General features: G+C 66.2%; 24 protein-coding genes. 11 read left to right on the plus strand and 13 right to left on the minus strand.

The features are described 5' to 3' along the window. Positions 1–22: 22 nt before the first annotated feature. The 4 genes from AC3A4Z_RS15065 (at position 23) to AC3A4Z_RS15080 (ending at position 3,780) form a co-directional block, all read left to right on the plus strand. A complete protein-coding gene (locus AC3A4Z_RS15065) occupies positions 23–664 on the plus strand; it encodes a pentapeptide repeat-containing protein (protein ID WP_498712598.1) in 642 nt (213 codons plus the stop codon). A 181-nt stretch (positions 665–845) separates the two neighbouring features. Next, the gene (locus AC3A4Z_RS15070) at positions 846–2,072 is read left to right on the plus strand and encodes a thiolase family protein (protein WP_498712488.1); all 1,227 of its coding nucleotides are present in this window, start codon (positions 846–848) and stop codon (positions 2,070–2,072) included. Further along, positions 2,072–2,911: an enoyl-CoA hydratase/isomerase family protein gene (locus AC3A4Z_RS15075; RefSeq protein ID WP_498712489.1), complete on the plus strand. Its 840-nt coding sequence runs from the start codon at positions 2,072–2,074 to the stop codon at positions 2,909–2,911. The genes AC3A4Z_RS15070 and AC3A4Z_RS15075 overlap by 1 nt, the downstream gene beginning before the upstream one ends. Beyond that, complete coding sequence (locus AC3A4Z_RS15080) at positions 2,908–3,780, plus strand: 3-hydroxyacyl-CoA dehydrogenase family protein (protein WP_498712490.1); 873 nt, start codon at positions 2,908–2,910, stop codon at positions 3,778–3,780. The genes AC3A4Z_RS15075 and AC3A4Z_RS15080 overlap by 4 nt, the downstream gene beginning before the upstream one ends. Before the next feature lie 9 nt (positions 3,781–3,789). On the opposite strand, the gene AC3A4Z_RS15085 is transcribed toward AC3A4Z_RS15080, so the two are convergent. Further along, on the minus strand, positions 3,790–4,023 hold the full coding sequence (locus tag AC3A4Z_RS15085) for a DUF6480 family protein (RefSeq protein WP_493972401.1): 234 nt from the start codon (positions 4,021–4,023) through the stop codon (positions 3,790–3,792). A gap of 74 nt (positions 4,024–4,097) precedes the next feature. Between AC3A4Z_RS15085 and AC3A4Z_RS15090 the strand changes: the two genes are divergently transcribed. Next, complete coding sequence (locus AC3A4Z_RS15090) at positions 4,098–4,706, plus strand: GNAT family N-acetyltransferase (RefSeq protein WP_498712491.1); 609 nt, start codon at positions 4,098–4,100, stop codon at positions 4,704–4,706. 6 nt (positions 4,707–4,712) lie between these two features. On the opposite strand, the gene AC3A4Z_RS15095 is transcribed toward AC3A4Z_RS15090, so the two are convergent. After that, positions 4,713–5,552, minus strand: a complete 840-nt coding sequence (locus AC3A4Z_RS15095; protein WP_498712492.1) for an SGNH/GDSL hydrolase family protein — start codon at positions 5,550–5,552, stop codon at positions 4,713–4,715. A gap of 153 nt (positions 5,553–5,705) precedes the next feature. Between AC3A4Z_RS15095 and AC3A4Z_RS15100 the strand changes: the two genes are divergently transcribed. Further along, complete coding sequence (locus AC3A4Z_RS15100) at positions 5,706–6,425, plus strand: tyrosine-protein phosphatase (protein ID WP_498712493.1); 720 nt, start codon at positions 5,706–5,708, stop codon at positions 6,423–6,425. A gap of 179 nt (positions 6,426–6,604) precedes the next feature. Then, a complete protein-coding gene (locus AC3A4Z_RS15105; RefSeq protein WP_498712494.1) occupies positions 6,605–8,599 on the plus strand; it encodes a S1 family peptidase in 1,995 nt (664 codons plus the stop codon). Between the two features lie 51 nt (positions 8,600–8,650). Here the strand turns inward: AC3A4Z_RS15105 and AC3A4Z_RS15110 are convergent, their stop codons facing one another. Further along, on the minus strand, positions 8,651–9,100 hold the full coding sequence (locus AC3A4Z_RS15110; RefSeq protein WP_050053921.1) for a PaaI family thioesterase: 450 nt from the start codon (positions 9,098–9,100) through the stop codon (positions 8,651–8,653). Positions 9,101–9,245: 145 nt separating this feature from the next. Here AC3A4Z_RS15110 and paaZ point away from each other — a divergent pair, with 145 nt between their 5' ends. Next, positions 9,246–11,357 (plus strand): phenylacetic acid degradation bifunctional protein PaaZ, encoded by a 2,112-nt coding sequence (gene paaZ, locus AC3A4Z_RS15115; protein ID WP_498712495.1) that lies wholly within the window; start codon positions 9,246–9,248, stop codon positions 11,355–11,357. Positions 11,358–11,607: 250 nt separating this feature from the next. On the opposite strand, the gene AC3A4Z_RS15120 is transcribed toward paaZ, so the two are convergent. The 5 genes from AC3A4Z_RS15120 to AC3A4Z_RS15140 form a co-directional block, all read right to left on the minus strand. After that, complete coding sequence (locus tag AC3A4Z_RS15120) at positions 11,608–11,901, minus strand: hypothetical protein (RefSeq protein WP_498712496.1); 294 nt, start codon at positions 11,899–11,901, stop codon at positions 11,608–11,610. Positions 11,902–11,927: 26 nt separating this feature from the next. Then, on the minus strand, positions 11,928–13,031 hold the full coding sequence (locus AC3A4Z_RS15125; RefSeq protein WP_498712497.1) for a S1C family serine protease: 1,104 nt from the start codon (positions 13,029–13,031) through the stop codon (positions 11,928–11,930). An 86-nt stretch (positions 13,032–13,117) separates the two neighbouring features. Further along, positions 13,118–13,738, minus strand: a complete 621-nt coding sequence (locus tag AC3A4Z_RS15130; RefSeq protein WP_498712498.1) for a TetR/AcrR family transcriptional regulator — start codon at positions 13,736–13,738, stop codon at positions 13,118–13,120. Between the two features lie 60 nt (positions 13,739–13,798). Continuing rightward, on the minus strand, positions 13,799–15,157 hold the full coding sequence (paaK, locus tag AC3A4Z_RS15135) for a phenylacetate--CoA ligase PaaK (protein ID WP_498712499.1): 1,359 nt from the start codon (positions 15,155–15,157) through the stop codon (positions 13,799–13,801). Between the two features lie 7 nt (positions 15,158–15,164). After that, positions 15,165–15,626 carry a hotdog fold thioesterase gene (locus AC3A4Z_RS15140; protein WP_498712500.1) on the minus strand — a complete coding sequence of 154 codons (462 nt, stop codon included), beginning with the start codon at positions 15,624–15,626 and terminating at the stop codon, positions 15,165–15,167. Between the two features lie 247 nt (positions 15,627–15,873). Here AC3A4Z_RS15140 and pta point away from each other — a divergent pair, with 247 nt between their 5' ends. Next, positions 15,874–17,952, plus strand: coding sequence for a phosphate acetyltransferase (pta, locus tag AC3A4Z_RS15145; protein ID WP_498712501.1), 2,079 nt, complete (start codon positions 15,874–15,876; stop codon positions 17,950–17,952). 85 nt (positions 17,953–18,037) lie between these two features. Here pta and AC3A4Z_RS15150 read toward each other — a convergent pair whose 3' ends face one another. After that, complete coding sequence (locus AC3A4Z_RS15150; protein WP_498712502.1) at positions 18,038–18,319, minus strand: hypothetical protein; 282 nt, start codon at positions 18,317–18,319, stop codon at positions 18,038–18,040. 133 nt (positions 18,320–18,452) lie between these two features. On the opposite strand from AC3A4Z_RS15150, the gene AC3A4Z_RS15155 reads away from it, so the two are divergent. Next, a complete protein-coding gene (locus AC3A4Z_RS15155) occupies positions 18,453–19,613 on the plus strand; it encodes an acetate kinase (RefSeq protein WP_498712503.1) in 1,161 nt (386 codons plus the stop codon). 6 nt (positions 19,614–19,619) lie between these two features. On the opposite strand, the gene AC3A4Z_RS15160 is transcribed toward AC3A4Z_RS15155, so the two are convergent. From AC3A4Z_RS15160 to AC3A4Z_RS15175, 4 genes are all read right to left on the minus strand, one after another. After that, on the minus strand, positions 19,620–20,606 hold the full coding sequence (locus tag AC3A4Z_RS15160) for an Lrp/AsnC family transcriptional regulator (protein ID WP_498712504.1): 987 nt from the start codon (positions 20,604–20,606) through the stop codon (positions 19,620–19,622). A 126-nt stretch (positions 20,607–20,732) separates the two neighbouring features. Next, positions 20,733–21,980 carry an amidohydrolase gene (locus tag AC3A4Z_RS15165; RefSeq protein ID WP_498712505.1) on the minus strand — a complete coding sequence of 416 codons (1,248 nt, stop codon included), beginning with the start codon at positions 21,978–21,980 and terminating at the stop codon, positions 20,733–20,735. Beyond that, positions 21,977–22,657: a hypothetical protein gene (locus AC3A4Z_RS15170; RefSeq protein WP_498712506.1), complete on the minus strand. Its 681-nt coding sequence runs from the start codon at positions 22,655–22,657 to the stop codon at positions 21,977–21,979. The genes AC3A4Z_RS15165 and AC3A4Z_RS15170 overlap by 4 nt, the downstream gene beginning before the upstream one ends. A 25-nt stretch (positions 22,658–22,682) precedes the next feature. Beyond that, positions 22,683–23,417: a DUF5058 family protein gene (locus AC3A4Z_RS15175; protein ID WP_498712507.1), complete on the minus strand. Its 735-nt coding sequence runs from the start codon at positions 23,415–23,417 to the stop codon at positions 22,683–22,685. 247 nt (positions 23,418–23,664) lie between these two features. Between AC3A4Z_RS15175 and AC3A4Z_RS15180 the strand changes: the two genes are divergently transcribed. Next, on the plus strand, positions 23,665–24,240 hold the full coding sequence (locus AC3A4Z_RS15180) for a GNAT family N-acetyltransferase (RefSeq protein ID WP_498712508.1): 576 nt from the start codon (positions 23,665–23,667) through the stop codon (positions 24,238–24,240). The last annotated feature ends 1 nt before the right edge of the window (position 24,241 follow it).

The following is a 24,241-nucleotide window of genomic DNA, read 5'->3' on the forward strand; positions in this document are numbered from 1 at the left end:
AGCAAAAGCCGGAGCGTCCAAAATTACGGCCCCCAGGCTCTTGCCTGTTGTGTTGCAGGACCTGGCTGAGGATCCGGGCCGGGGTTTCCAGCGCGGGGCAAGGCACGACGGCGTCCGGTACAGCCGCGTGGAGGCCGACGGCCTGGAATTGGGCGGCACGGATTTTGCCGAGTGTGAGTTCCAAGGCGTGTCCTTCAACGACACCCAGCTGCGCGGTTCCTCCTTTCGCGACTGCATCCTCGCCGAGTTGTACGCGCCCGTCTTTCGGGCCGCCCGGACCACCTGGCGGGACGTTGAGCTGCGGAACCCCCGCCTGGGATCGGCGGAACTGTATGAGAGCGGCTGGCAGTCTGTCCGCATCGACGGCGGCAAGCTGGACTTCCTCAACCTGCGCGGCGCCAAGCTCACGGACGTCCTGATTACTGACTGCATCATTAATGAACTGGACCTCGGTTCGGCGGCGGGTACCAGGGTGGCGCTGAAGAACTGCACTATCGGATCGCTGGACGTCAGCGGGGCAAGGCTCAAGGACTTCGACCTCCGCGGCACCGAATTCCGGAGCATCAGCGGGCTCGGCAGCCTGGCAGGCGTGGTGATCGATGACTACCAGCTGGGTCTGCTGGCGCCCCTGCTCGCGGCGCATCTGGGCGTCACGGTCCTCTAATCCCGGAGTTTTTGTCCAGATATGCAGACTTCAGGGCGGGCTAGACCTGCATATCTGGACAAAATTCGGAAGGTACGCAACGGATGCAGGCCCGTGTACTATTTACAGAACGAACGGTCGGTAAGTGGGGGAGCTGCCGGCCGCACATGACAGTGCTGTTTATCGCGTGAAGGGTGTTTCCATGGCTGCAACCGCAGGTCCGCAGGCTTTCCTTGTTGGCGGGGTCCGAACGCCGGTGGGCAAATACGGCGGCGCGCTGTCGTCCATCCGCCCCGATGACCTGGCGGCCCTGGTGGTCCGGGAAGCTGTGAACCGGGCAGGCCTGGATCCGGACAGCATCGACGAAGTGATCCTGGGCAACGCCAACGGGGCCGGGGAGGAAAACCGGAACGTGGCCCGGATGGCCACACTGCTCGCCGGGCTGCCCCTCCACATTCCGGGCATTACCGTGAACAGGCTCTGCGCCTCGGGCCTGAGCGCCATCATCCAGGCAAGCCACATGATCAAGGCCGGCGCCGCGGACATTGTGATCGCCGGCGGTGTTGAGTCCATGAGCCGGGCCCCGTGGGTACAGGAAAAGCCCGCCGCCGCCTTTGCCAAGCCTGGCCAGATCTTCGACACCTCCATCGGCTGGCGTTTCACCAACCCTCGGTTCCACAAGGGCGAGCTGTCCCGCGACGGGAAGATGACATACTCCATGCCGGAAACCGCGGAAGAAGTGGCCCGGGTCGACAACATTTCCCGCGAGGACGCCGACGCCTTCGCCGTCCGCTCGCACCAGCGTGCCCTGGACGCCATCACTGCCGGCCGCTTCAAGGACGAAATCGTCCCGGTCACCGTCAAGACCCGCAAATCCGAACATGTAGTGGACACGGACGAAGGCCCCCGCGAAGGCACCACCCTGGACGTCCTCGCCGGACTGAAACCGGTAACCCACGGTGGCACCGTAGTCACGGCCGGCAACTCCTCGTCGCTGAACGACGGCGCCTCAGCGATCATCGTCGCCTCGGAGGCAGCCATCGAACGGCTGGGCCTCACACCGCGTGCCCGGATCATTGACGGCGCCTCGGCCGGCTGCGAGCCGGAAATCATGGGCATCGGCCCGGTGCCCGCTACGCAGAAGATCCTGAAGCGGACGGGCCTCAGCGTAGGCGACCTTGACGCCGTCGAACTTAATGAAGCCTTTGCCACGCAATCCCTGGCATGTATCCGCCGGCTCGGCCTGGACCCTGACATTGTGAACCTCGACGGCGGCGCCATCGCTTTGGGACACCCGCTGGGTTCCAGCGGGGCCCGGATCGCCATCACGCTGCTGGGGCGGATGGAGCGTGAGGACGCCAAGGTGGGGCTCGCCACGATGTGCATTGGTGTGGGCCAGGGTACGGCGATGCTGCTGGAGAAGGTCTGATGGCGGGCGCCGTGGACCTGGCGGCGGAGAAGTTCCATGCGCTGCTGGTGGAGGAGCGTACCGACCGTGTCGTGGTGCTCCTCAACCGGCCCGAGGTGCGGAACGCGATTGACCAGCAGATGGTGGATGAACTCCACGTGGTCTGCACCGCCCTCGAGCAGAACCCGAAGGTACTGATCATCGCAGGCGTTGACGGTGTATTTGCCTCCGGCGCGGACATCGCCCAGCTGCGCGAGCGGCGCCGGGACGATGCCCTGCAGGGGATCAATTCCACGATTTTCGCCCGGATCGCCAAGCTGCCCATGCCGGTTATTGCGGCGCTTGACGGGTACTGCCTGGGCGGCGGGGCGGAACTGGCCTACGCTGCGGACTTCCGGATCGGAACGCCCAACGTCCGGATCGGCAACCCGGAAACCGGCCTGGGTATCCTCGCTGCCGCCGGTGCGAGCTGGCGGCTCAAGGAACTGGTGGGGGAGCCCGTTGCCAAGCAGATCCTCCTCGCCGGGCGGGTACTTGGCGCGGACGAAGCCCTCGCGGTGAACCTCATCACCGGGATCCACGAGCCGGAAGTTCTGCTGGATGCCGCCCATGACCTGGCGGACCGGATCGGCCGGCAGGACCCGATGGCGGTGCGGATCACCAAGTCCGTGTTCCATGCCCCCGCAGAGGCGCACCCGCTGATTGACCAGCTGGCCCAGGGAATCCTTTTTGAGTCCGAGGCCAAGTTCGACCGGATGCAGAAGTTCCTGGACCGGAACGCGGAGAAGAAAGCCGCCAGGAGCGCCGATGCAGGTGCCGGCGCGAAGACTGAGACTGAGACCGGAGAGAAGAATTCATGAGCACACCACAGTTTTCCCCCGGCCTGCCGTCACGGGTGGGCGTCCTGGGCGGCGGCCGTATGGGCGCGGGCATCGCGCATGCCTTCCTCGTCAGGGGAGCCGACGTACTGGTGGTCGAGCGCGACGACCAATCGGCAGAGGCAGCCCGGGAACGGGTGGAATCCGCCGCGGCCAAGAGCATTGAGCGCGGGGCCGTCGACGCGAACCTGGATGAGCTGGTGTCACGGCTGACCGTGGGTGTGGATTACGACGCCTTCAAGGACCGGCAGCTGGTGATCGAGGCGGTACCGGAGGACTGGGACCTGAAGGTGACGGCGCTGCGCGGCATCGAGGACCGGCTGCCCGACGGCGGGTACCTGGCGTCCAACACTTCCTCCTTGTCCGTGGACGGCCTGGCCGGCGAGCTGAAGCGGCCGGAAAATTTCCTGGGGCTGCATTTCTTCAACCCGGTCCCGGCATCCACGCTCATCGAGGTGGTGCTCGGCAAGCGCACGTCTCCCGGACTCGCCGCCGCGGCCAAAGGGTGGGTGGAGGCACTCGGCAAGACCGCCGTCGTCGTCAATGACGCTCCCGGCTTCGCGTCCTCAAGGCTGGGCGTGGCCATCGCTCTTGAGGCGATGCGGATGGTGGAGGAGGGCGTCGCGTCCGCCGAAGACATCGACGCCGCCATGGTCCTGGGTTACAAGCACCCCACCGGTCCGCTGAAAACCACGGACATCGTGGGGCTGGACGTCCGGCTGGGCATCGCCGAGTACCTGCACTCCACGCTGGGTGAACGCTTCGAGCCGCCGCAGATCCTCAAGGACAAGGTGGCTCGCGGGGAACTGGGACGCAAAACCGGAAAGGGCTTTTTTGACTGGCCCAGCTAGCGGAGCCGGTTAGTCGAAGAAACCCACGATGTAGCCGATGAAGTAGAGCAGGAACAGCAGGACGCCGGCGCCGATGGCCCCGATCCAGAAGATCTGCTGGCCCTTGCCTGAACCTGGCTGCCGGGGCTCCTGGGTTCCTGCCACCGATCCCTCGCCTGGCGGCGTCTCGCCAGGCGGCACTCCGCCGCCGGGCTCCAGGCCGGTCAGTTTGTCGTCTACCGGGTCCGGATTGTCTCCTGACACGTTTACTCCCTCGCTCGACGTTCTGGCCTCTGCCCAGCGTAACCGGCCGGGGTGGTTGGACCTAGGCTGGTGCAGTGACTTTCCTTGAACCCCTTACCCTGACCGGGCGGTATGTAACCCTCGAACCGCTGTCCGTGGAACATCACGACGGCCTGGTGGATGCGGCCAGCGACGGTGAGCTGTGGCGCCTCTGGTACACCTCGGTGCCGGCCCCTGGCGAAATGGCGGCTGAGATCGACCGGCGTCTCGCCCTGCAGGAGCAGGGCTCCATGCTCCCCTTCACCACCCGGCTGACCGATCCGGCCACCGGCGGCCCGGGCCGGATTATTGGGATGACCACCTATATGAATGTCGACGCTGGCACTCCCCGCGTGGAGATCGGCTCCACCTGGAATGCCGCTTCCGTGCAGGTGACCGGGACGAATCCGGACTCTAAGCTGCTGCTCCTGCGCCACGCGTTTGAGGTGCTGGGCTGCCCGGCCGTGGAGTTCCGGACGCACTGGCTCAACCACCAGTCGCGTGAGGCCATAGCCCGGCTCGGGGCGAAGCAGGACGGCGTCCTCCGCAACCACTCCAGGACCCGCGACGGGATCCTTCGCGACACCGTGGTGTTCTCCATCCTTGAGCACGAGTGGCCCATGGTCCGCGCCGGGCTCGAATACCGGCTGGCCCGGCGCGGGTAGGGGCGGCTAGTTAAAGACGCTCTCGCCGTAGAGTGCCGCGAAGTACGCCTCGTGGCCGGCAGCGTTGGGGTGGAGATTTTCGAAGCTGTTCAAGTCCGTTGGGTCGAATTTGATCCAGGAGTCGGTGTCGTTCGGTAGCAAGTTAATGCCATGGCCAGCAAATTCGTCAGTGACGTCTATGTACTTCGCTCCGGTGGCCTTGGCGGCGGCCCTGATTGTGGCGTTCAGCTCGGACACCAGGAGATTGGCTTGACTGATGAAGACAGACGTCGGATTGGTCGGATCGAAGGAAATCGGATCGAACAGGTTGGGGTACCCGGTCAGAACGATATCGGCCTTGGGCGCGGCGGCCTGCACGGCATGGATCATCTCGACCAGGTCCTTGTACAGGGCTCTGCTGGCAATCAGGGCTCGGGCCTCCGTGATGGCACCTAAACAAACCGGACCGGCGGCAGGATCGATCAGCGCGGGGCCGCAAGCAGCCGCGAGGGTCCCGAAGCCCAGGTTATTGCCGCCAGCAGTGATGGTCACAAGATCCGTCTTTTTGTCGAGCAGGCCGAGCTGGGTATCCACCACAACCTGGGTCGTGGCTCCGCCGCACGCCACGTTTGTGACGTCCCATACGGATTTAAGATCGTCCGCGATTTCGGAATAGGCGCTAGCACTGCGGCCGCAGCCGTCCAGGTAGTCTCCACCCCCTACTCCGGCGGCATAGGAATCGCCCAAGGCGACGTAGTCCTGGATCGTAACGGCCTGGGCAGGAGCTGCGAGGCTCAGGGTGATCGCAACAGTGGCGACGCCGGCCGCAAAAGCCGAGTGACGCCGTCGTGCTGTTCTTTCTGCCATGGGGGTTCTCCTTCGAACAGTGGGCAAAACACAGGTACGCTCACGGTACGCCCGCCTGCGGCATGGGTCACGGATAGTGGGTACTCATATATTTGCGTTTCATGTACCTGCATGTGACGTGCACCTCCATGGCGCTTGTGGTTAGCTGTGCGGATGAAGAGAGCTGACGGGTCCATGGACTGGGATGGTGCTGTCAACGCGTGGCATGTGGCCGGGGGCGTGTACCGCATGGGGCGGCGCGAATGGCTGACGGAGTCGGGCTGGCTACAGGCGTACGACGACGGCGTCCGCACCGTGATCGACCTCCGTAACGCCGCGGAGGCGCGGCGCCGGGACAGCGACCCCGCAGTGGCCGAATCGGCCTGGTCGAAGATATCAGTGGTTTCCGCCCCCACCGAAGAGCCGGGCGATCCCCGCTTCACCCAGCTTGCCGGGCCCTACCTGAACGATCCCGCCTACTACGCGGATAACGCCCGGCTTTTCCCGGAAAAGCTGGCGGGCGTCTTCAAGGCCCTTGCCGCGGCGTCTGCCAAAGGCGAGGTGGTGCTGCACTGCGCTGCCGGACGGGACCGCAGTGGCATGGTGGCAGCCATGGTGCAGGACCTCGCAGGGGACTCGGACCAGAACATCGCCGAGGGCTACCGGCGGGCAGCCCGCGGCATCAACGAGCGCTACCGTACCCACGGACCGCCGCACGACCGCGAACGCTATGTCGAGGAACACGAGCTGGCACCCCTTCTGGACCAGCGCGGCGACGCCGTTGTGGACTTTGTGCGGAGTCTCGACACCCGGAACTTCCTGCTGCGCAACGGACTCACCGCCACCGATCTTGACGCTGTGCTGTCACTCTGCGGAGCCGGAGTGTCGCGGTGACGGCGGGCAACTTGCGGCGCATGCTCGCGGCCGGGGCTGCCGCCGGAGTCCTGGCGGCCTCCGGCTACGCCGCAGGACCAGTGTGGGGCTCTGACCAAACTGACCTGCCAGGCCCTTCTGCGCCCGCTCCATCCGCACCCGCCCCATCCGCAACCGTCTCTGATTCCAAAGGTTCTGGCTTGTCCGAAGCCGCCTTGGAGGAAGCCGTCCACCGTGATCTGGACATGACCCCCGCGGAGTTCGCTGCTGCGGGCGAGCTGGGTACGCGGGCGGCGGAGGTGGCAGCGCAGCTGCAGGACGTCCGCGGATACGTGGGAACCAAGTTGCAGGACGGGCACATTGTTGTGTCGGGCTCCGGTGAAGAGCTGCTGGCGAAAGTGGCCGTGCTTTCCGGCAGCGGCCTCCCGTTGGCAGTCGAAGACCCGGCCACCACGGAACCGGTCGAATCTCCCCGTGCCGCCGCTTCTCCATCCCAGGATGCTGGTCCATCACAGGGTGCCCCATCGCAGGGGCCGGAGCTGGCGGTCAGCACTGAGCAGCTTTTCCAGGCCTATGTCCGCGAAGTGGGTATCGACGGCCTGCAGGCAGTGGTCGCGTCCGGCGGGAAGTTTGTGATCCGGACCGGGGGAGTAAACTCGCCGGAGTCCGCTCCTGAGACGGCATCCGACGGGACTCCACCCGTAGGCGGTGCTGCCGCGGCCTCTGCCACTGCATCAGCGGCGTCCGGCAAGAAGTCGCCGGCTGAGTTCGTGTCCCGGTATACCAACGTGGAGCTCGACGGCGGCGCTCCCCTCGCGCCTGAAGCTGACGTTCCCGGGGGAGTGGGCTATATCGCAGACACTGGCTGGATCTGCTCCACGGGCTTCTCGGCCTTTGATCCGGCCGGTCTTCCTGCCGTCCTGACCGCAGGCCATTGCGCTGCGGATGACGCAGCCGAGACGGCCGAGCTGGAATCAGACAGGTCCGAGCCGCTGGGCAGTTTCGGCTTCAGCCAGTTCGGCGGCCCCGGCAACTCCAGGATCATCGAGGATCCGCTGGATCCGGACAACCCGGGAAATGTCGGAACTGATGTGGCCGTTATTGAATCGATCAGCCCACGCTTCGACCCGCTTCCGGCGGCCAGCACCTGGGGCGATACATCGGAGCCGGAACCTGACGTCAAGATCATCGGCACGGCCGATCCCGTCGCCGGGATGCCGGTGTGCCGTTCGGGCCGGACTTCCGCGTGGTCCTGCGGCACCGTTGACGCCGTAGGGATTTTTGTGGTGCCCGGACCGACGTATTTCTCGGATCCAACTGACCTGAGGGCATTCCGCGGGTTCCTGTCTTACGGGGTCCAGTCGAGCGGCGGGGACTCCGGCGGACCTTATGTCAGCGGCAACTACGCCGTGGGCACCCACGCAGCGGGGGACACCCCGGATGAAAACGGCAACGTCATCCAGAACTTCGCAGTAGCTGCCACCCTCAGGGACAGCCTGGCAGTCCTGCCTGGATACGAGTTGGAGCTCTTCCTCAACAAGCCGGCAGTCACCTCTCCCGCGGCTGGGTCGACTTACGAATACGGGCAGGCCATCAGCGGAAATGTCCCTGCTGCCCCCGCGTCCGGGGTGGCAGCGGGGTCGAAAGTCCGGATCACTCTCCAGGGGCAGGATCCGTTCGACGTGGCGGTCGACGGCGACGGCAACTGGAGCTTCCCGGCTCCCGGGAGCGGCGGAACACTTCGGTTCACCGCCGAAACGGTGAACGGGTTCAGCACGTCCGGCGCCAGCAGCTTCGAGTTCCACAAAGCGGGGCCCGCTGAACCAACCCCTCCTTCGCCGCCTGCTCCGGGGGACCCTGCGCCCGTTGACCCGCCAGCACAGGTGCCCCCGGCTCCGGTACCGGAGCCAATCCCCGCTGACCCGGCCCCGGCTGTCCCCGCCCTGCCGGTACCTCCGGCTCCGGCAGAAGACCCGGCCGCCGTCGTCGTAATCCCGCCTGTCAGCGCCCCCGCTGACCTGGCCAACACCTCGGGCAACCGGGGCAACAGCGGCAACAGCGGCAACAGCGGCAACCTTGCCGTCACCGGAGCCAACGCACAGATCCCGGCGGCATCGGCTGCCGCGGCGGCGATAGTCGTCGGGGGCGTGCTGATGGTGCTGGTCCGCCGCCGGAAGCAACGCATCCGGAAATGAGCCATCAGGTATCGTCGCCAAACCGGCCAAAGGGCGACGATATCTGATAGGTCAACGGGTTTTGTGGCGCCGCATCAGCAGGTTAGTGATGCGGAGGGTGCAGAGCCGCTGCCCGGCCTCGTTGGTGATGACCACCTCGTGCGTGGTGAGCGTGCCGCCCAGGTGAATGGGCGTGGCCGTGATGGTCACCTGTCCCTCGCGCGCCGAGCGGTGGTGGGTGGCCGAGACGTCAACGCCCACCGCGGTCTTGCCCATGGTGCTCGCGTGAATCACCGCTGCCCACGATCCCACGGCCTCGCCAACGGCAAGGGAAGCGCCGCCGTGCAGCAGCCCGAAGGACTGCCTGTTCCCCTCCACCGGCATGGTGGCCACCACACGCTCCACCGACTCCTCGAGGATCTTCACACCCATCTTCTCGTCGAGTTCGCCGAGGTGGATCTTCCACAGTTCGTGCTCTGACGGCTGGTTGTCCGCGGCATCCTGCGGTGCTGGGGCGCTCATTCGTTCTCCTTCAGGGTGGCCATTTCAGTCCGGGCCTTCTAGTCTGCAGTACGGCACGTCATGTATGGTGAATATATTACCGAACGGACGGTCAGTAATCATGGCCTGCCGTTGTCTGCCCCCTTGTTGGAAGGACCCGTCAACGATGACCACCACCGCCACAGCTCCCCAGGCCACGGTCGACACCGTGGAGACAGTGCCCAGCTTTATCATGGACGGATGGTGGACACCCGACGACGCCTCCGCCGGTTCCGCTGTCCCCGTCCGTGACGCGAGCACCGGGGAGATCCTGGCCAAGGTGAGCACCGAAGGGCTGGACCTGGGCGCCGTGGTTGAGTACGGCCGCGCCACCGGCCAAGAAGAGCTCGGCCGGCTCACTTTCCACCAGCGGGCCCTCAAGCTCAAGGAACTGGCGCAGTACCTGAACGCCCGGCGCGACCATTTCTACACCTTCTCCGCCCAGACCGGCGCCACCAAGGTCGACTCCATGATCGACATCGACGGCGGCATCGGCGTCCTCTTCACCTTCGGATCCAAGGGCCGGCGCGAGCTGCCCAACTCGCAGGTGGTGGTGGACGGGCCCATGGAGGTGCTGTCCAAGGACGGATCCTTCGCCGGCGAGCACATCTACACCCGCATCCCGGGCGTGGCCGTCCAGATCAACGCGTTCAACTTCCCGGTTTGGGGCATGCTCGAGAAGTTCGCCCCCGCCTTCATCGCCGGCGTCCCCACCATCGTCAAGCCGGCAACTCCCACGGGATACGTGGCAGCGGCCGTGGTCAAGGCGATCGTCGAATCCAACATCCTGCCCAAGGGCTCGCTGCAGCTGATCTCCGGCTCGGTCCGTGGGCTGCTGGACGTGCTGGACTACCGCGACCTGGTGGCCTTCACCGGTTCCGCATCCACCGCCCTGTCCCTGAAGTCCCACCCGAACGTGGTCCAGGGCGGGGTCCGCTTCACTTCCGAAACCGACTCGCTGAATGCAGCCATCCTCGGCCCGGATGCGGTGGAGGGCACGCCCGAGTTCGACGCCTTCGTGAAGTCCGTGGTCACCGAGATGACGGCCAAGGCAGGGCAGAAGTGCACCGCCATCCGCCGCGCCATCGTGCCCCAGGAGCTGGTCCCCGCCGTGTCCGCAGCCATCGGCAAGCGCATCACCGAACGGGTTGTACTCGGCGACCCCCGCGCTGACGGCGTCACCATGGGCGCGCTCGCCTCCGTGGAGCAGCTGAACGACGTGCGCGCGGCCGTGCAGTCAATGCTCGACGCCGGCGGTGAGCTTGCGTACGGAACCCTCGATTCGCCGTCGGTTACCGCTGCCGACGGCTCCACCGGCCTAGCTGACGCCGGCGCCTTTATGGCGCCCGTCCTGCTCAACTGGAACAACCCCGAAGCGGAGGAAGTGCACTCGCTGGAAGCATTCGGGCCCGTTTCGTCGGTGATTGGCTACCAGGACATTCCCGACGCCGTCCGCCTCGCCGCCCGCGGCAGCGGCTCCCTGGTAGCCTCCGTGTGCACCAACGACCCCGAGGTGGCACGGGAGCTGGTCACAGGAATCGCCGCGCACCACGGCCGTGTCCTGATGCTCAACCGCGAGGACGCCCGCTCGTCCACCGGCCACGGCTCGCCTGTGCCGCACCTGGTCCACGGCGGTCCGGGCCGCGCCGGCGGCGGCGAGGAACTGGGCGGCATCCGCTCCGTGATGCACCACATGCAGCGCACCGCCATTCAGGGCTCGCCCAACATGCTGACCGCCGTCACCGGCATCTGGCACGCCGGAGCGGACCGCAACTTCACCATTGAAACCGAAGGGACGCACCCGTTCCGGAAGTCACTGGCCACGCTGCGGATCGGCGACGCCGTCCGCTCCGACCTGCGCCAGGTCACCCTTGAGGACATCACCGCCTTCGCCAACTCCACCGGCGACACGTTCTACGCCCACACCAACCAAAAAGCCGCGGAAGCCAACCCGTTCTTCCCCGGCATCGTGGCGCACGGCTACCTGCTGCTCGCCTGGGGCGCCGGATTGTTCGTGGAACCCGCGCCGGGCCCTGTCCTGGCCAACTACGGCCTGGAGAACCTGCGCTTCATCACGCCGGTGGCCGCGGGCGACTCCATCCGGGTGACCCTCACCGCCAAGAAGATCACCCCGCGCGAAACCGACGAGTACGGCGAGGTGGCCTGGGACGCCGTCCTCACCAACCAGAACGACGAGATCGTGGCCACCTACGACGTCCTCACCCTGGTCGAAAAGTAGCCCACCCCCTGGGACGCTCTCTCACTTAACGCGGGTTTTTCCCCAACGCTCTCTCACTTAACGCGGGTTTTTCCCCCACGCTCTCTCACTCTCTTTAGGAAAGTGAGAGAGCGTTTCGGGTTGGGGCACATTAAGTGAGAGAGCGTTGGCCGTTGGGGCACATTAAGTGAGAGAGCGTCTGAACCTACAAAAAGCGGTAGGCGCGCCCCGGAAACCGGGACGCGCCTACCGTTGTTGGTGGCTGAACTTGTCAGGATTCGGCGCCGCCGTGCAGGCCGTCGTCGCTGCTGTCGTCCGACGGCGCCTCGCCCGTCTGGTCCGACAGGTCCATGTTGCCGCGGGCCTCGTCCATCGTCGGGCCGCCGGAGGGGACGCTGTAGGTGTCCGGGCGGATGCCGTGGGACTGTTCCTCGATCAGGGCCTGCTCTTCGCTGAAGCGGATCGCGTTGGCCTCGTCTCCGGCGTCGCCGGGCACGTCCTCACGGAGCTTGGACGGGTCCGGAATGATGTATCCGCCGTCTGCTTCGTCCTTGGGGTGGCTCATGGTGCTACCTTCCTCTCGGGTTTTTGCTACTGGGTGGGTCGGTCGATCAGGTCCGCTTTGAGGTCGAGGCTTTGGTCGCCACGTTTCACTTTGAAGCTGACGGTATCGCCGGGGTTGCGGTTTCGGAGTTCTGCCAGGAGCTTCTCGGGGGCGTTCAGCGCCACGCCTTCCATGGACTCCAGCACGTCCCCGGGGCGGATTCCTGCCCGTCCCGCCGGGCCGTCCTCGTCCACGGCCAGAACCACGACGCCGGTGCTCGCCTCGATGCCCAACTGGTCGGCGATCTGCGGTGTCAGTTCGCCCGGGGTCAGCCCGAGGTATGCGTGTTCGGCTGTGCCGTCGGCCAGCAGTTCCTCCGCCACCTGCACGGCAGTGGCCGCCGGGATGGCAAAACCGAGGGAAACAGCACCGGCTGACGGCGGGATGTACGCCTCGCTGATGCCGATGATCTCGCCGCGCATGTTGATCACGGCGCCGCCGGAGTTGCCGGGGCTGATGGGCGCGTCAGTCTGGATCAGGTCCACGAGGGACAGGCTGTTGGAGGCCGAACCCGGGATGGACCGGTGCAGCCCGGAGATGATCCCGGCCGTCGCGGTGTTCTCGAAGCCCAGCGGAGACCCCAGGACCACGGCGCCCTCGCCTACCCGGGGGAGCGTGCTCTGGTACGTGGGCTTGGGCAGGCCTTTCCGGTCCGCCTGGACCAAGGCCAGATCGGTGACGGGATCGCTGGCCTTAACCGTCCCCTGAACCCGCTGGCCGTCAGCGAAACCAACTTCCACCCTGGTATTGCCGCTGATCACGTGCTCATTGGTGATGATGAGCCCGTCCGCCGAATAGACGACTCCGCTGCCCAGCCCGCCCTCGGTAAAGATGGTCACCACGGACGGGGCCAGGTTCTCCACCAGTTCGGGGATACCGCCGGCTGCGTCAGGCGCCGGCGCGTTACTGGCCCCGGGCGAGGCGCTGGTGCTGCCGCCCGCGGTAGTAGCGCCGGACGTTTCGCTGGGCGACGGCGGCGGCTGCGATCCCGTGCAGGCGGTGAGCGCGAGGGAACCGGCGAGCAAGACGGCTCCGGCTGCTGTCCCGAGGCGTGAGGGATGGCGTAATCCCTGGCTGGTGCTGATGCTCATGGACAAGACCTCCTGCGGATGCTGGCTGTCCTACCACCGTAGCCGTGCAACAACAGAAATACCAAGCACGCTTATTATTCCCGGGACTAGGGCTGGGAGTGAAGCCCGTCGAATGCCATGGTGATGACGTCGTCGGCGAGCCGCTTGGGGGAGAGGGGACCGCCCGGTTTGTACCACTCCACGATCGAGTTGATCATGCCGAAGAGGAGTCGGGTGACCGTCCGGGGGTCGATATCCTGGCGCAGCGAGCCCTCGTCCCGCGCGGCGGAAATCAGCCCGGCAACCCTGTGGTCGAAGGTGCGGCGACGTTCCAGCGCATCGCGTTCAATCTCCGTGTTCCCGCGGAGCCGCAGCAGCAGGGTGACGAAGGGCAGCCGCTCCACGAGGACTGCCACAGTCTGCCGGAGGACAAACTCCAGCCGGGCATCTGCTGCCCCGGACATTGCCTGCGGCTCCTCCAGGATCGCCTCCAGTCCGCCCAGCGCGTGGTCCAGGGCGAGCTTGAGCAGATCACCCTTGGACGGCACGTGGTGGTAGATCGCCGACTTCGAGATGCCCAGGTTGTCCGCCAGTATGCCCATGGACGTCGCATCGTAGCCGTGGCGGTTGAAGACGTCCACGGCGATGCGCAGCACCGATTGCTGGTCGTATCCGGGGCGGCCGCGCTTGGTGCCGGCGGTGCTGGCTGTGTCAGTGGTGCTGGGCATAGTGGCTAGTTTCTCACGAACGGTCGGTCGGTCAGCGCTCATCCGTCAAGCAGGGCCCGCTTATCCCTTCGGCCGCAGGTCGTAGATCCGGCGCAGCTTGCCGATGGACCGCTCCAGCGAGCCCGGCTCCACCACGTCCACTACGCAGGAAGAACCCACGTGGATCTTGATCTGCTCCTTCAAAGTGCGAGCCGCCGTCGTGCTCTGCTCGGGGGTGACGGCGTCCCGCCGCTCGATCCTCACGGTGAGCTGGTCCATCCGCTGGCCCTCGGGGCGGGTGAGTTCGAGCTGGAAGTGCGGGCTCAGCTCGGGGATGCGGAGCGCGATTTCCTCGATCTGGGACGGGAAGAGGTTCACGCCGCGCAGGATGATCATGTCGTCGCTGCGGCCCGTGATGCGGCCCATCCGCCGGTGCGCGGGCCGGGCGGTGCCGGGCAGGAGCCGGGTGAGGTCCTTCGTGCGGTAACGGATGATCGGGAGGGCTTCCTTGGTGAGCGAGGTGAAGACCAGCTCGCCGTGTTCGCCGTCGCGCAGCACGTTCTCCTTGCCCACTACGGGGTTGAAGGCGTCGATGATTTCGGGGCGGAAGTGGTCCTCCCAGATGTGGCTGCCGTCCTGCGTCTCAACGGCCTCGCCGGCGACGCCCGGGCCCATCACCTCGGACAGGCCGTAGATGTCGCAGGCTTTGATGTTCATGGTGACTTCGAGTTCGTGCCGCATCTCCTGCGTCCACGGCTCGGCGCCAAGCACCGCGAACTTCAGTGAGGTGGAAGCCGGATCGATGCCCATATGCGCCATGGCGTCGGCGATCGTGAGCAGGTAGGTGGGGGTGGCCAGGATGGCATCCGGCTTGAAGTCCTGGATCAGCTGGATCTGGCGTTCGGTCTGGCCGCCGGACATCGGGATGACCGTGCAACCCAGCGCTTCGGCGCCGGCGTGGGCGCCGAGCCCGCCGGTGAACAGTCCATAGCCGTAGGCGTTGTGGACCTTCATGCCGGGGCGGACGCCGGAGGCGCGGAAGCTGCGGGCAACGAGTTTGGCCCAGTCGGCCAGGTCCTGCTTGGTGTAGCCGACGACGGTGGGCCGGCCTGTGGTGCCCGAGCTGGCGTGGATGCGGGCTACTTCGCTCTGCGGAACCGCGAACATGCCGAAGGGGTATTCGGCGCGCAGGTCTTCCTTGGTGGTGAACGGAAAGTTGCCCAGGTCGCTCAGTTCGCGCAGGTCGCTGGGGTGGACGCCGGCGTCGTCGAACTTGCGCTTGTACAGGGGAACGCGGTCATAGGCGTAGGCCACGGTGTGCTGCAGCCGGCTGAGCTGGAGGGCTTCGAGCTCGTCGCGGGAGATGGTTTCCTCGCGGTCCAGCGGGGCGTCTGTTGCCGCGACCGGGGAGGCGGGGGTTTCGGGGGCGTGGAGGGTCATGGTTGTCCTACTTCTTGGGGATGGTCCGGCTGCGTCCGCGGAACTCGGCGATGAGTTCACCCGGCTTTTCGGGATTGGGGTGGGCGCCGGCGTCGGCAGCGAAAATCTGGATGTCGTAGAGGCCGCTGCGGCCGGCGCTGGAGCGGCGGTCGGCGACGGCGGTCAGCACCTGGCCGCGGAAGGCGGGCTTGAGGAAGTTGATGTCGACGCCGGAGGCCACGGTGATGTTGTTTTCCTCCCCGGTCGCCGGGACGGCCGGGTTGCACGCGAGCGCAAACGCCGTATCGCCGAAGGCGAAGATCATTCCGCCGTGGGCCATGCCGAAGCCGTTGAGCATCTCCTGGCGGAGGGTCATCCGGATGGTGGCGTGCCCGTCACTGAGGGCGAGGACCTCGATCCCCATCCATATGGAGGCGTAGTCGTTTTCCAGGATGGGGTGGATAGCCCCGGAAACTGTTGTTTCAGCCATGCGTCATTGCCTCCAGCTTTATTTACCGAATGTTCATTAGGTAATCCCATGAGGGGTGCCGGTGTCAAGGGGAGGGGAACCGACGGGCACGTCCAGACCAGCCCAGTTTTTGCCGATTCAGACCCAACCTGTGGGACGCCTTAGGGCAGGACAGCCAAAAGCCTGGGCTGGAGTGGATGGCAGGCGGCTCGGTGCGGTAAGTGCAAGGATGGAGTACCGGCAGCAGCACACCAGCAAAGGGCGGACCATGGCCAAAGGCATCTACGTCAGCGCAACCACTCCCGGATCGGGCAAGTCCCTCGTGGCCCTCGGCCTGGCGGACACCCTGTACCGCCACGCGGACAGGATCGGCTTCTTCAAGCCGGTGGTCCACGGCCCTTCAGCCGGCGACGATCCCATGGTGGCGCTGATGAAGTCGCGGTTCGAGCTCGATGATGAGCGGTGCCGAGGCGGCCTCACACACGAGGAGGTCCGGTCCCTTCTCGCGGAAGGCAAACGCGAGGAAATCGACTCCCGCTGCGTGGAGATCTTCGCCGAAATGTCCCGGCACTGCGACGTGGTGATCATCGAAGGGACCGACCTCACCGGCCAGGACGCCGCCGTCGAATTCGACCTGAACGCGCGCCTGGCCAACAACCTGGCAGCACCGGTTGTGGCGGTAGTGGGCGCGAAGGGGCGCACCGTGGCCGAGGCCGCGGCCGCCGTCGAGGTTGCCCGCAAAGAGCTCGCCGCCGAGAAATGCGCCCTGCTGGCCATCATGGTGAACCGCGCGGACCCGGACGACGTCGAGGCGATCGCCGCCGCCGTGAAGCCCGGCGCATCCAAGCGGCCGGTCTATGTGCTGCCGGAGCTGGAGGAGATTGCCCGGCCCACCACCGGAGAAGTGGCTGCCGCGCTGGGGGTGCGGCAGATTGCCGGCCGGGCGGACATGGAACGCGACGTCCGGGACATCAAGGTGGCGGCCATGAACGTGGGCAACTTCCTGAACGTCCTGGATGAGGGCGCCCTGGTGATCGTGCCCGGCGACCGCGCGGACGTGATGGTGGCGTGCCTGGCGTCGTCCTTCTCACCCGAGTTCCCGGTGGCATCCGCGCTGATCCTCACCGGCGGGCTGGCGCCGGACGCGAACATCTACCCGCTCCTGGCGCAGGCACCGTTCCCGGTGTTCGCGGCGACCGAGGATACCTACCAGACTGCGCGCCGTGTCTCCGAGGTCCGCAGCGAGATCTGGTCCGGGCACCGGCGCAAGGTGGCCTCCGCCCTGGGCCTCTGGTCCCGCACGGTGGATGAAGCAGAGCTGGTGGAACGCCTGCACCTGCCGCGGGCCGAACGCATGACACCGCTGCGCTTCCTCCACGACCTCATCGAACGGGCCCGGGCACAGCGCCGGCACGTTGTCCTGCCGGAAGGGACGGACGTGCGGATCCTGCGGGCGGCGGAAATCCTGCACCGGCGCGACGTCTGCGACCTCACCGTGCTCGGCCCCGAATCGGATGTCCGGGAGCTGGCGGCCGCGCGCGGCATCGACCTGTCCGGGATCAACATCGTGGACCCGGCCACCTCGGACCTCAGGCAGAAGTTTGCCGAGAAGTACTCGGAACTGCGGGCGCACAAGGGCGTGGACCTGCCCAAGGCGCTGGAGATCATGCAGGACGTCAGCTACTTCGGGACCATGATGGTCCAGCTCGGCGTGGTGGACGGCATGGTGTCCGGGGCCGCGCACACCACCGCGCACACCATCCGGCCGGCGCTCGAGTTTGTGAAGACCCGCGAGGGCGTGAAAATCGTGTCCTCGGTGTTCCTGATGCTGATGCCGGACCGGGTGCTGGTGTACGGCGACTGCGCGGTGAACCCGGACCCGAACGTGGAGCAGCTGGCGGACATCGCCCTGGCCTCGGCGGAAACGGCTGCCCAGTTCGGCGTGGAGCCGCGGGTGGCCATGCTGTCTTACTCCACCGGTGGTTCCGGTTCCGGTGAGGCGGTGGAACAGGTGCGGCAGGCCACCGAGCTGGTGCGCAAGCGCCGCCCGGACCTCGCCGTCGAAGGGCCCATCCAGTACGACGCCGCCGTGGACGCCTCCATCGCCGAGTCCAAGATGCCGGGCTCATCGGTGGCGGGGCAGGCCACCGTGTTCATCTTCCCGGACCTGAACACCGGCAACAACACCTACAAGGCGGTGCAGCAGAGCTCAGGGGCGGTCGCCGTCGGCCCCGTCCTGCAGGGGCTGCGCAAGCCGGTGAACGACCTCTCCCGCGGCTGCACTGTTGAGGACATCGTGAACACCGTGGCCATCACGGCCATCCAGGCGCAGGCGCCGGCGTCCTAGTCAACAGCAACGCGGGGTCACTCCACGCCCAATTGTGGTCCCACATTGGGCGCGGAGTGACCCCGCGTTGCTTTTTAGTAGCCTGTCAGCTGTTGTCCGGCTTGGCCAGGCTCTCCTTGTCCTCTTCCTTCGCGGGTTCATCGGAGAGACCCTGCGGCGTGAGGTCGAGATCCTCGGTATTCTCGGGCGCTGTCGGAGCATCGCCGGTCTCGGCTGCCTTAAGCCCGCCTGTGTCGTCCAGGGCAGGGTTGGCGCCCTCAACGACGGTGGGGTCCTTCTTTCCGGAACCGGCGTTCAGGGGCGCGGTGCTGCTGGAACCCGTGTTGGTGGGGTCGTTTCCGTCGATCTGGTTGGGCTCGTTCGTCATAAAAATGTCCTCTCGCCGTGGTCCAGCCTGTCCGCCGACTCTATGCACTGCCCGCGCCCATCCGCAAGGAAACCGCCAACCGGCCCACATATAGTGGGGTTTGAACTGCAGAAGACAGGCTCAGGAGGCCCGCATGCTCGTGCTCGTCATCAATTCCGGCTCGTCCTCCCTCAAGTACCAGGTGCGCGATGTCGCAGCCGGGAGCGTCCTCACCGAGGGGCTGATCGAAAAGATCGGCATGGGCAACGGCGGCGACGGGGACGGTGAAATCGAGGGCCCGCGGGACCACGCCGAGGCGCTCGAGCTGGTGGACACAGCCATCCACCAGGAGCTGGGAAACCTGGAGCTGGCCGCCGTGGGGCACCGGGTGGTGCACGGCGGCGAGCGCTTCGCCGAACCGGTCCTGATCGACAACGAGATCACCCGCGCCATCGAGCGGCTCAACCCGCTGGCGCCCCTCCACAACCCGGCCAACGTGCTGGGCATCCGGGCCATCAGCAAGAAGTGGCCCAAGATGCCGCAGGTGGCCGTGTTCGATACCGCCTTCCACCGCACCCTTCCTGAGCAGGCCTGGCGCTACGCCGTCCCGGACGAGCTCTACACGAACCACGGCATCCGCCGCTACGGCTTCCACGGCACCTCCCACGAGTACGTCACCCGCCGCGCCGCCGCGCTCCTGGACCTTCCGGTGGAGGAGTTCGACGGCGTCATCGCCCACCTGGGCAACGGCGCGTCCGTCACCGCAATCCGGGGCGGGCACTCCGTGGACACCTCCATGGGCTTCACCCCGCTGGAGGGCCTGGTAATGGGGACCCGCTCGGGCGACCTGGACCCCTCCATCCTGGTGTTCCTCGGCAGGGCCGGCTGGAGCCCGGAAGACATCGACACCATGCTCAACCGGGAATCCGGGCTGAAGGGCCTGGCCGGCAACAACGACATGCGCTCTGTGGTGGAAGCGGCCGAGGCCGGCAACGAGAAGGCGGCTACGGCGCTCGCGGTCACCTCGTACCGGCTCGCCAAGTACATCGGCGGCTACCACGTGGCGGTGGGCGGGGCCAAGGCCCTGGTGTTCACCGCCGGCATCGGCGAGAACTCGCACCAGTTCCGCGCCCTCGTTGCGGAGAAGCTGGGTGCCCTGGGTGTGGAGCTCGACGCCGGCCTGAACGCCGAGCGGTCCAAGGAACCTCGCGTCATTTCCACGCCGCAGTCCCGCCTCCCCGTCCTGGTGGTTCCCACTGATGAGGAACGCGCCATCGCGGAGGCGACGGCCGCCGTCGTGTCCTCCTCGGTGTGAGCCGTCTTACGGTTTTACCGGGAGGCCGTCCCGGTAGCGTACGGTGCTTCGTTTGAAGACCTCGGCGTAGATCGAGCTGGTGACGGAATGAACATCGTCCCTCGCCAGGAGGTCTGCCAGCAGCAAGCGCAGGTCGGCCAGGGAGGCCGTTGCCACCTGCGCCATCACCTTCTCACCGGACGCTGCGGCCCAGCGGGTCACCGGAAGGCTTGCCAGGTGTTCCCCCACTCCGTCGGCCTTGGCCTGGGTGCGGACCATGGTCAGCAGCGCCTCCACCGGGAAGCCAAGGAGTGCCGGGTCAACAACGGCCCGGATGAACAGGACGCCGGAGCTGGTCATGGCATCCAGCCGGCGGCTGATGGTCGCCTTGGAGACGGACAATTCTGCTGCCAGCTCATCCACTGTGGCGCGGCCGTTGCGGCGGAGCACCTCAGCGAGCATGGTGTTGGTTTCATCAAGCGGCACCCCAAAGTCCGGGTGCGAAAGGCCTGCGAGCCGGCCGTCCTCGCCGGGGTGGAGGGCGGCGTACTGTTCACTGTCCAGGATGTCCGGTGTCCAACCGGAAGGGGTTCGGAAGTAGTCAAGCAGGGGTGTCATCTCGAAGGACTGGACCCCGTCCACTTCCGCCAGCCGGCCGTAAAGGAACCCGCCGAGTTCCTCGGTGGACAGGAAGAGTTCCGCGACGCCTTCACTGGCAGCAGTCAGGGCGCTGACCCAGGTGGTTTCATCCTGTGCGGCCAACCATGAACAGACGGCGCGCAGGTTACGCGGCGCTGCACTGACCCGGAGCAGGAAGCTGGTCCGTGAGCTGACATAGGACGGGTTGAGAAAGGAATTGGTGCGGACTTCACCGGATTCGAGGAGCTTGTTGCCGCGGCGCGCTACGGTGCGCTCCTGCTGGCCCAGGACGTCCGCGATAACCCGCCACGGGGCTCTGCCGTTCCGCACCAGGGCAGCCACGATCTGCCGGTCGAGCCGGTCAAGCTGTTCCACGTTACGGATCCCTTCAAGAAACTGCCGATGCCCGGGCGGGACAAGCGTGCACCGGACGCTCTCACCTCGTACCGCCTGCATCTGCGGAAGGTGCAGGGCGGCAACCAGGCTGCCGCCCTGCCCGCGTCAGTTCCGGCCCAGATAGGCTAGCACCCCGGAGAGGGCCGCACGCGTTCCGCCGACGACGGCCGCGCGGGCATCAGGGGCGAAGAACGGCGAGTGGTTGCCGGCCGGTGATGCACCGTCCTCAAAGAGGTCCGGGTCGAAGGCTCCGAAGGCCCAGAAAACGCCCGGGACGCCGATCGCGTCGCTGAGCCAGCCGGCGTCTTCGGACCCCATCCCCAGCGGCGCCTCGATCAGCGCCTCGGCCCCGAAATCTGCTGTGAAGGCCTCCGCCACCCGGGCAGCTGCCGCGGGGTCGTTGTAGCAGCGGGGGAAGTTGTTCAGCTCCTCGATCACGGGTTCGGGGGCCCGTGAGGCCGCGGCTTCGGCGGAAATGATGCGCCGGATTGCCGCCAGGACCACGGTGCGGGTTTCCTCATCAGGGGTGCGGACGTTGATGGAGAACTCAGCGGATTCCGGAATGATGTTTTCCTTCAGCCCGGCGTGGAACGTCCCCACGGTAACCACGGCCGGGGTGGTCGGTGCCAGTTCGCGCGAGACGATGGTCTGCAGGCGGAGGACCATCGCGGCGGCGGCAACAATGGGGTCGATGGACTTTTCCGGCTGTGATCCGTGTGCCTGCTGGCCGTGGACGGTGATTTTCCAGGAGTCAGCAAGGCTGGCCATGTGGCCGCCGCGGATGAGGAGCTTGCCCTCGCTCAGCGGCATGACGTGCTGGGCGAGCACGACTTCCGGTTTCGGCGCGCGGTCCCACAGCCCGTCGTCGATCATTGCCTTGGCGCCGTAGGCGGTCTCTTCGCCGGGCTGGAAGATGAACACCAGCGTCCCCGCCCACAGCTCGTCACGTTCCTTGAGGAGAGCTGCAAGCGCAAGGGCGGCAGCCACATGGGTGTCGTGGCCGCAACCGTGCATCACCGGCGCGGTGGTGCCGTCGGGCAGGGTGCCCGTTGCTTCGCTGGCGTAGTCCAGGCCCGTTTGTTCAGCGATGGGCAGGCCGTCGGTGTCGGCACGGAATCCGATGACGGGGCCGTCGCCGTTCCGGAGGATCCCGACGACGCCGGTCTTGCCGCACCGGAACGACTCGACTCCGAGCCCGGCGAGGTGGGCCTCAATGTATTCGGCCGTCCGGAATTCCTGGGCTGAAAGTTCGGGGTGGGTGTGGAGATGCTTGTAGACCTCGATGTAGCGGTCCACAAATGCCTCAGGAACGGCGACGCCGGCGGTGAGCCGCGTGTCGGTGGTGGTGGTCATATCTGGCTTCCCTTCAGTGGGTGGGTTCGGAAATCGGGGTGGCTTGGTTTTCCGGAGCGGGCACAGCAGGCGCCTTCGAGCGGGCCAGCCACGAAACGGTGATGGTGATGACAACAGCCAGTGCGGTGGCTCTTCATGGCCAGGACGCTCTGCAGGACTACAGCCCCGAAAATGGCGGGCAGGATATAGCTGCGGGCAGTGGCAATGAGCGGTGCAGGCAGCATTCCCACAAGCCAGGTTCCCAGGACCCCTACGAAGAGGATGAGGGTGGTGATGTGAACCAGGACCGCGCCGATGATTGCGCTGCCGGCGATGAGTTCAGCCCGCCGGGTGCCTGGTTTTTCGCCGAGGTTGGCCTGGGCCACGATAGCCGCGGGCAGCAGTTTGTTGGCGATGTTCCCAATCAGGAACGCCTGGTACATGGCGGAGCGGCCCAGGATGGGGAAGTAGGACACCGGCTCGATCACGGCGATGATGCCGAACGTGGCCAGGACGGCGCCGACTGCCGTGATCAACTCGAGCGGGGTCACACCTACGCCGGTGCCGAAGGCGGCGTACAGGGCGGCGGCCAGGGAAATGATGAGCCCAAGGCCCAGTGTGATAGGTCCCCAAACAGAGGTGGTGCGGTCGAAAGCTGAAAATCCTGCGGTCTTCTCGGTGGTTGTCGGTGTAGGCATCGGAACGGCTCCTGTCAGGTGGTTTTCAGGCTGCGGTCATGAAGTAGGCGGCGGAGAGCGCCACGATGATGGCCACTCCCAATCCCCATTCCCGCAGCCAGGGAAGCCGGAACTTGTGGGCCAGCACCAGGCAGACGGCCATGGCGGCGGAGGAAGCGAGCATGGTCCCCAGGTGGGCGGGCGACTTGAGCACCTCCTGGAATGCCAGGGTGAAGAACGCGCCCAGCAGTGCCGCCGTCGGGACGATGGCCATCACCGCCGGGTTGACCTTGCGCAGCTTGGCGTCGCCCTTGCTCAGGATGGGGGTGAGGATAAGGGCCGTGAGCATCCAGACGAGCCCCCCGATGGTCATGGCCGCGAAAGCGAGGGCGAAGATTTTCTGGGTATACGTGGGGCCGCCCAGCTGGGCGCCCTGCGTCCCTGCCGAGATGCCTGCGGCGGCGACATCGAAAGCAGCCGACCCCACCAGGCCGATGCGCGTCAGCACGGCGGGGGTACCAAAAAGGGGGAGCAAGCTGATGGCGATGAGTGCGACGGCGAGTGATGGCCCGATCGCCGCGACGGCTCCGGAGCGGACTGAGCCGGTCACCTGGGCCGGCGACAGGTCAGCGGCCGGCGCTGCTTTCCTGATGGCCTTGAAATAGATGACGGACTGCAGGACGACGACGGCGAAGACGCCCACCGCGGACGCCCACAGGACAGGATGATGGATTAAAGGGGTGATGTCTGTGGAACCAGGATCGACGGCTGTTGAGGCCACGGGCCCTCCTAATGAGGATCAGAGGACACACTTCGATGGGTGTCCAATTATTAGTGCTACAAGTGCTCAATGTCTGTATGTTTCATATATAGACCACTGAATGTCCATAAGTACATAGTTCGAAGATTTCCGTCAGATCACAGTCGTGGTGCTGCGAAGTAAATTCTGCGGCGGAGGTTCAGCGTGTCGGCGTTGCCGGATGGCTGCCCGGGTGAGGGATCGCCAGGCGATGGGTTAGCCTCGGTCCATGGCGCACATCACCCTGCCGATCCGTACGGAGCGGCTCATCCTGCGCCGGTTTGAGGGCACTGACCTGGATGCCTTCCACGCCTACCATTCACTGCCTGAAACGGCCCGGTTCCTGCCCGGGCCGGCCAAAACGTACACGCAGTCGATGGAGCGGGTGGGCAAATACGCCAACTTCGTCTTCGAGAAGGAGGGGGACTGGGTGGCCCTGGCCATTGAGGCCTGCGGCGAGCCGGGGCTTCAGGGCGAGGTGGTGCTCAAGTGGCTGCCCGGCCATGGCCAGGGTGAAGTGGGCTGGACCCTGGCGCCCGATGCCAGAGGCAAGGGCTACGCCACGGAAGCGGCGAACGCGGTGCTTCGGCTTGGCTTCGAGGAACTGGGGATGCACCGGATCGAGGCACGGCTGGACGAGCTCAACACCGCGTCCGCAGGGCTTTGCCGGCGTTTGGGCATGCGGCAGGAAGCGCGGCAGGTGGACAAGTGGCACTACAAAGGCCAGTGGGCCACCGAGGTGATCTATGCAATCCTGGCCGACGAGTGGCGGGTAACCCGGTCCCTCACACGCCCGGAGCACTAAC

It is taken from the genome of Arthrobacter sp. Soil_C_49 (assembly GCF_057656635.1).

Bases quoted from the DNA above. Each gene is read 5' to 3' on its own strand.
- AC3A4Z_RS15080 (WP_498712490.1), top strand. From the start codon at position 2,908: ATGAGCACACCACAGTTTTCCCCCGGCCTGCCGTCACGGGTGGGCGTC.
- AC3A4Z_RS15125 (WP_498712497.1), bottom strand. From the start codon at position 13,031: ATGAGCATCAGCACCAGCCAGGGATTACGCCATCCCTCACGCCTCGGG.
- AC3A4Z_RS15095 (WP_498712492.1), bottom strand. From the start codon at position 5,552: ATGGCAGAAAGAACAGCACGACGGCGTCACTCGGCTTTTGCGGCCGGC.
- AC3A4Z_RS15165 (WP_498712505.1), bottom strand. From the start codon at position 21,980: ATGACCACCACCACCGACACGCGGCTCACCGCCGGCGTCGCCGTTCCT.
- AC3A4Z_RS15150 (WP_498712502.1), bottom strand. From the start codon at position 18,319: ATGACGAACGAGCCCAACCAGATCGACGGAAACGACCCCACCAACACG.
- paaK (WP_498712499.1), bottom strand. From the start codon at position 15,157: ATGACCCTCCACGCCCCCGAAACCCCCGCCTCCCCGGTCGCGGCAACA.
- AC3A4Z_RS15155 (WP_498712503.1), top strand. From the start codon at position 18,453: ATGCTCGTGCTCGTCATCAATTCCGGCTCGTCCTCCCTCAAGTACCAG.
- pta (WP_498712501.1), top strand. From the start codon at position 15,874: ATGGCCAAAGGCATCTACGTCAGCGCAACCACTCCCGGATCGGGCAAG.
- AC3A4Z_RS15075 (WP_498712489.1), top strand. From the start codon at position 2,072: ATGGCGGGCGCCGTGGACCTGGCGGCGGAGAAGTTCCATGCGCTGCTG.
- AC3A4Z_RS15070 (WP_498712488.1), top strand. From the start codon at position 846: ATGGCTGCAACCGCAGGTCCGCAGGCTTTCCTTGTTGGCGGGGTCCGA.
- AC3A4Z_RS15130 (WP_498712498.1), bottom strand. From the start codon at position 13,738: ATGCCCAGCACCACTGACACAGCCAGCACCGCCGGCACCAAGCGCGGC.
- AC3A4Z_RS15120 (WP_498712496.1), bottom strand. From the start codon at position 11,901: ATGAGCCACCCCAAGGACGAAGCAGACGGCGGATACATCATTCCGGAC.
- paaZ (WP_498712495.1), top strand. From the start codon at position 9,246: ATGACCACCACCGCCACAGCTCCCCAGGCCACGGTCGACACCGTGGAG.
- AC3A4Z_RS15110 (WP_050053921.1), bottom strand. From the start codon at position 9,100: ATGAGCGCCCCAGCACCGCAGGATGCCGCGGACAACCAGCCGTCAGAG.
- AC3A4Z_RS15100 (WP_498712493.1), top strand. From the start codon at position 5,706: ATGAAGAGAGCTGACGGGTCCATGGACTGGGATGGTGCTGTCAACGCG.
- AC3A4Z_RS15140 (WP_498712500.1), bottom strand. From the start codon at position 15,626: ATGGCTGAAACAACAGTTTCCGGGGCTATCCACCCCATCCTGGAAAAC.
- AC3A4Z_RS15170 (WP_498712506.1), bottom strand. From the start codon at position 22,657: ATGCCTACACCGACAACCACCGAGAAGACCGCAGGATTTTCAGCTTTC.
- AC3A4Z_RS15180 (WP_498712508.1), top strand. From the start codon at position 23,665: ATGGCGCACATCACCCTGCCGATCCGTACGGAGCGGCTCATCCTGCGC.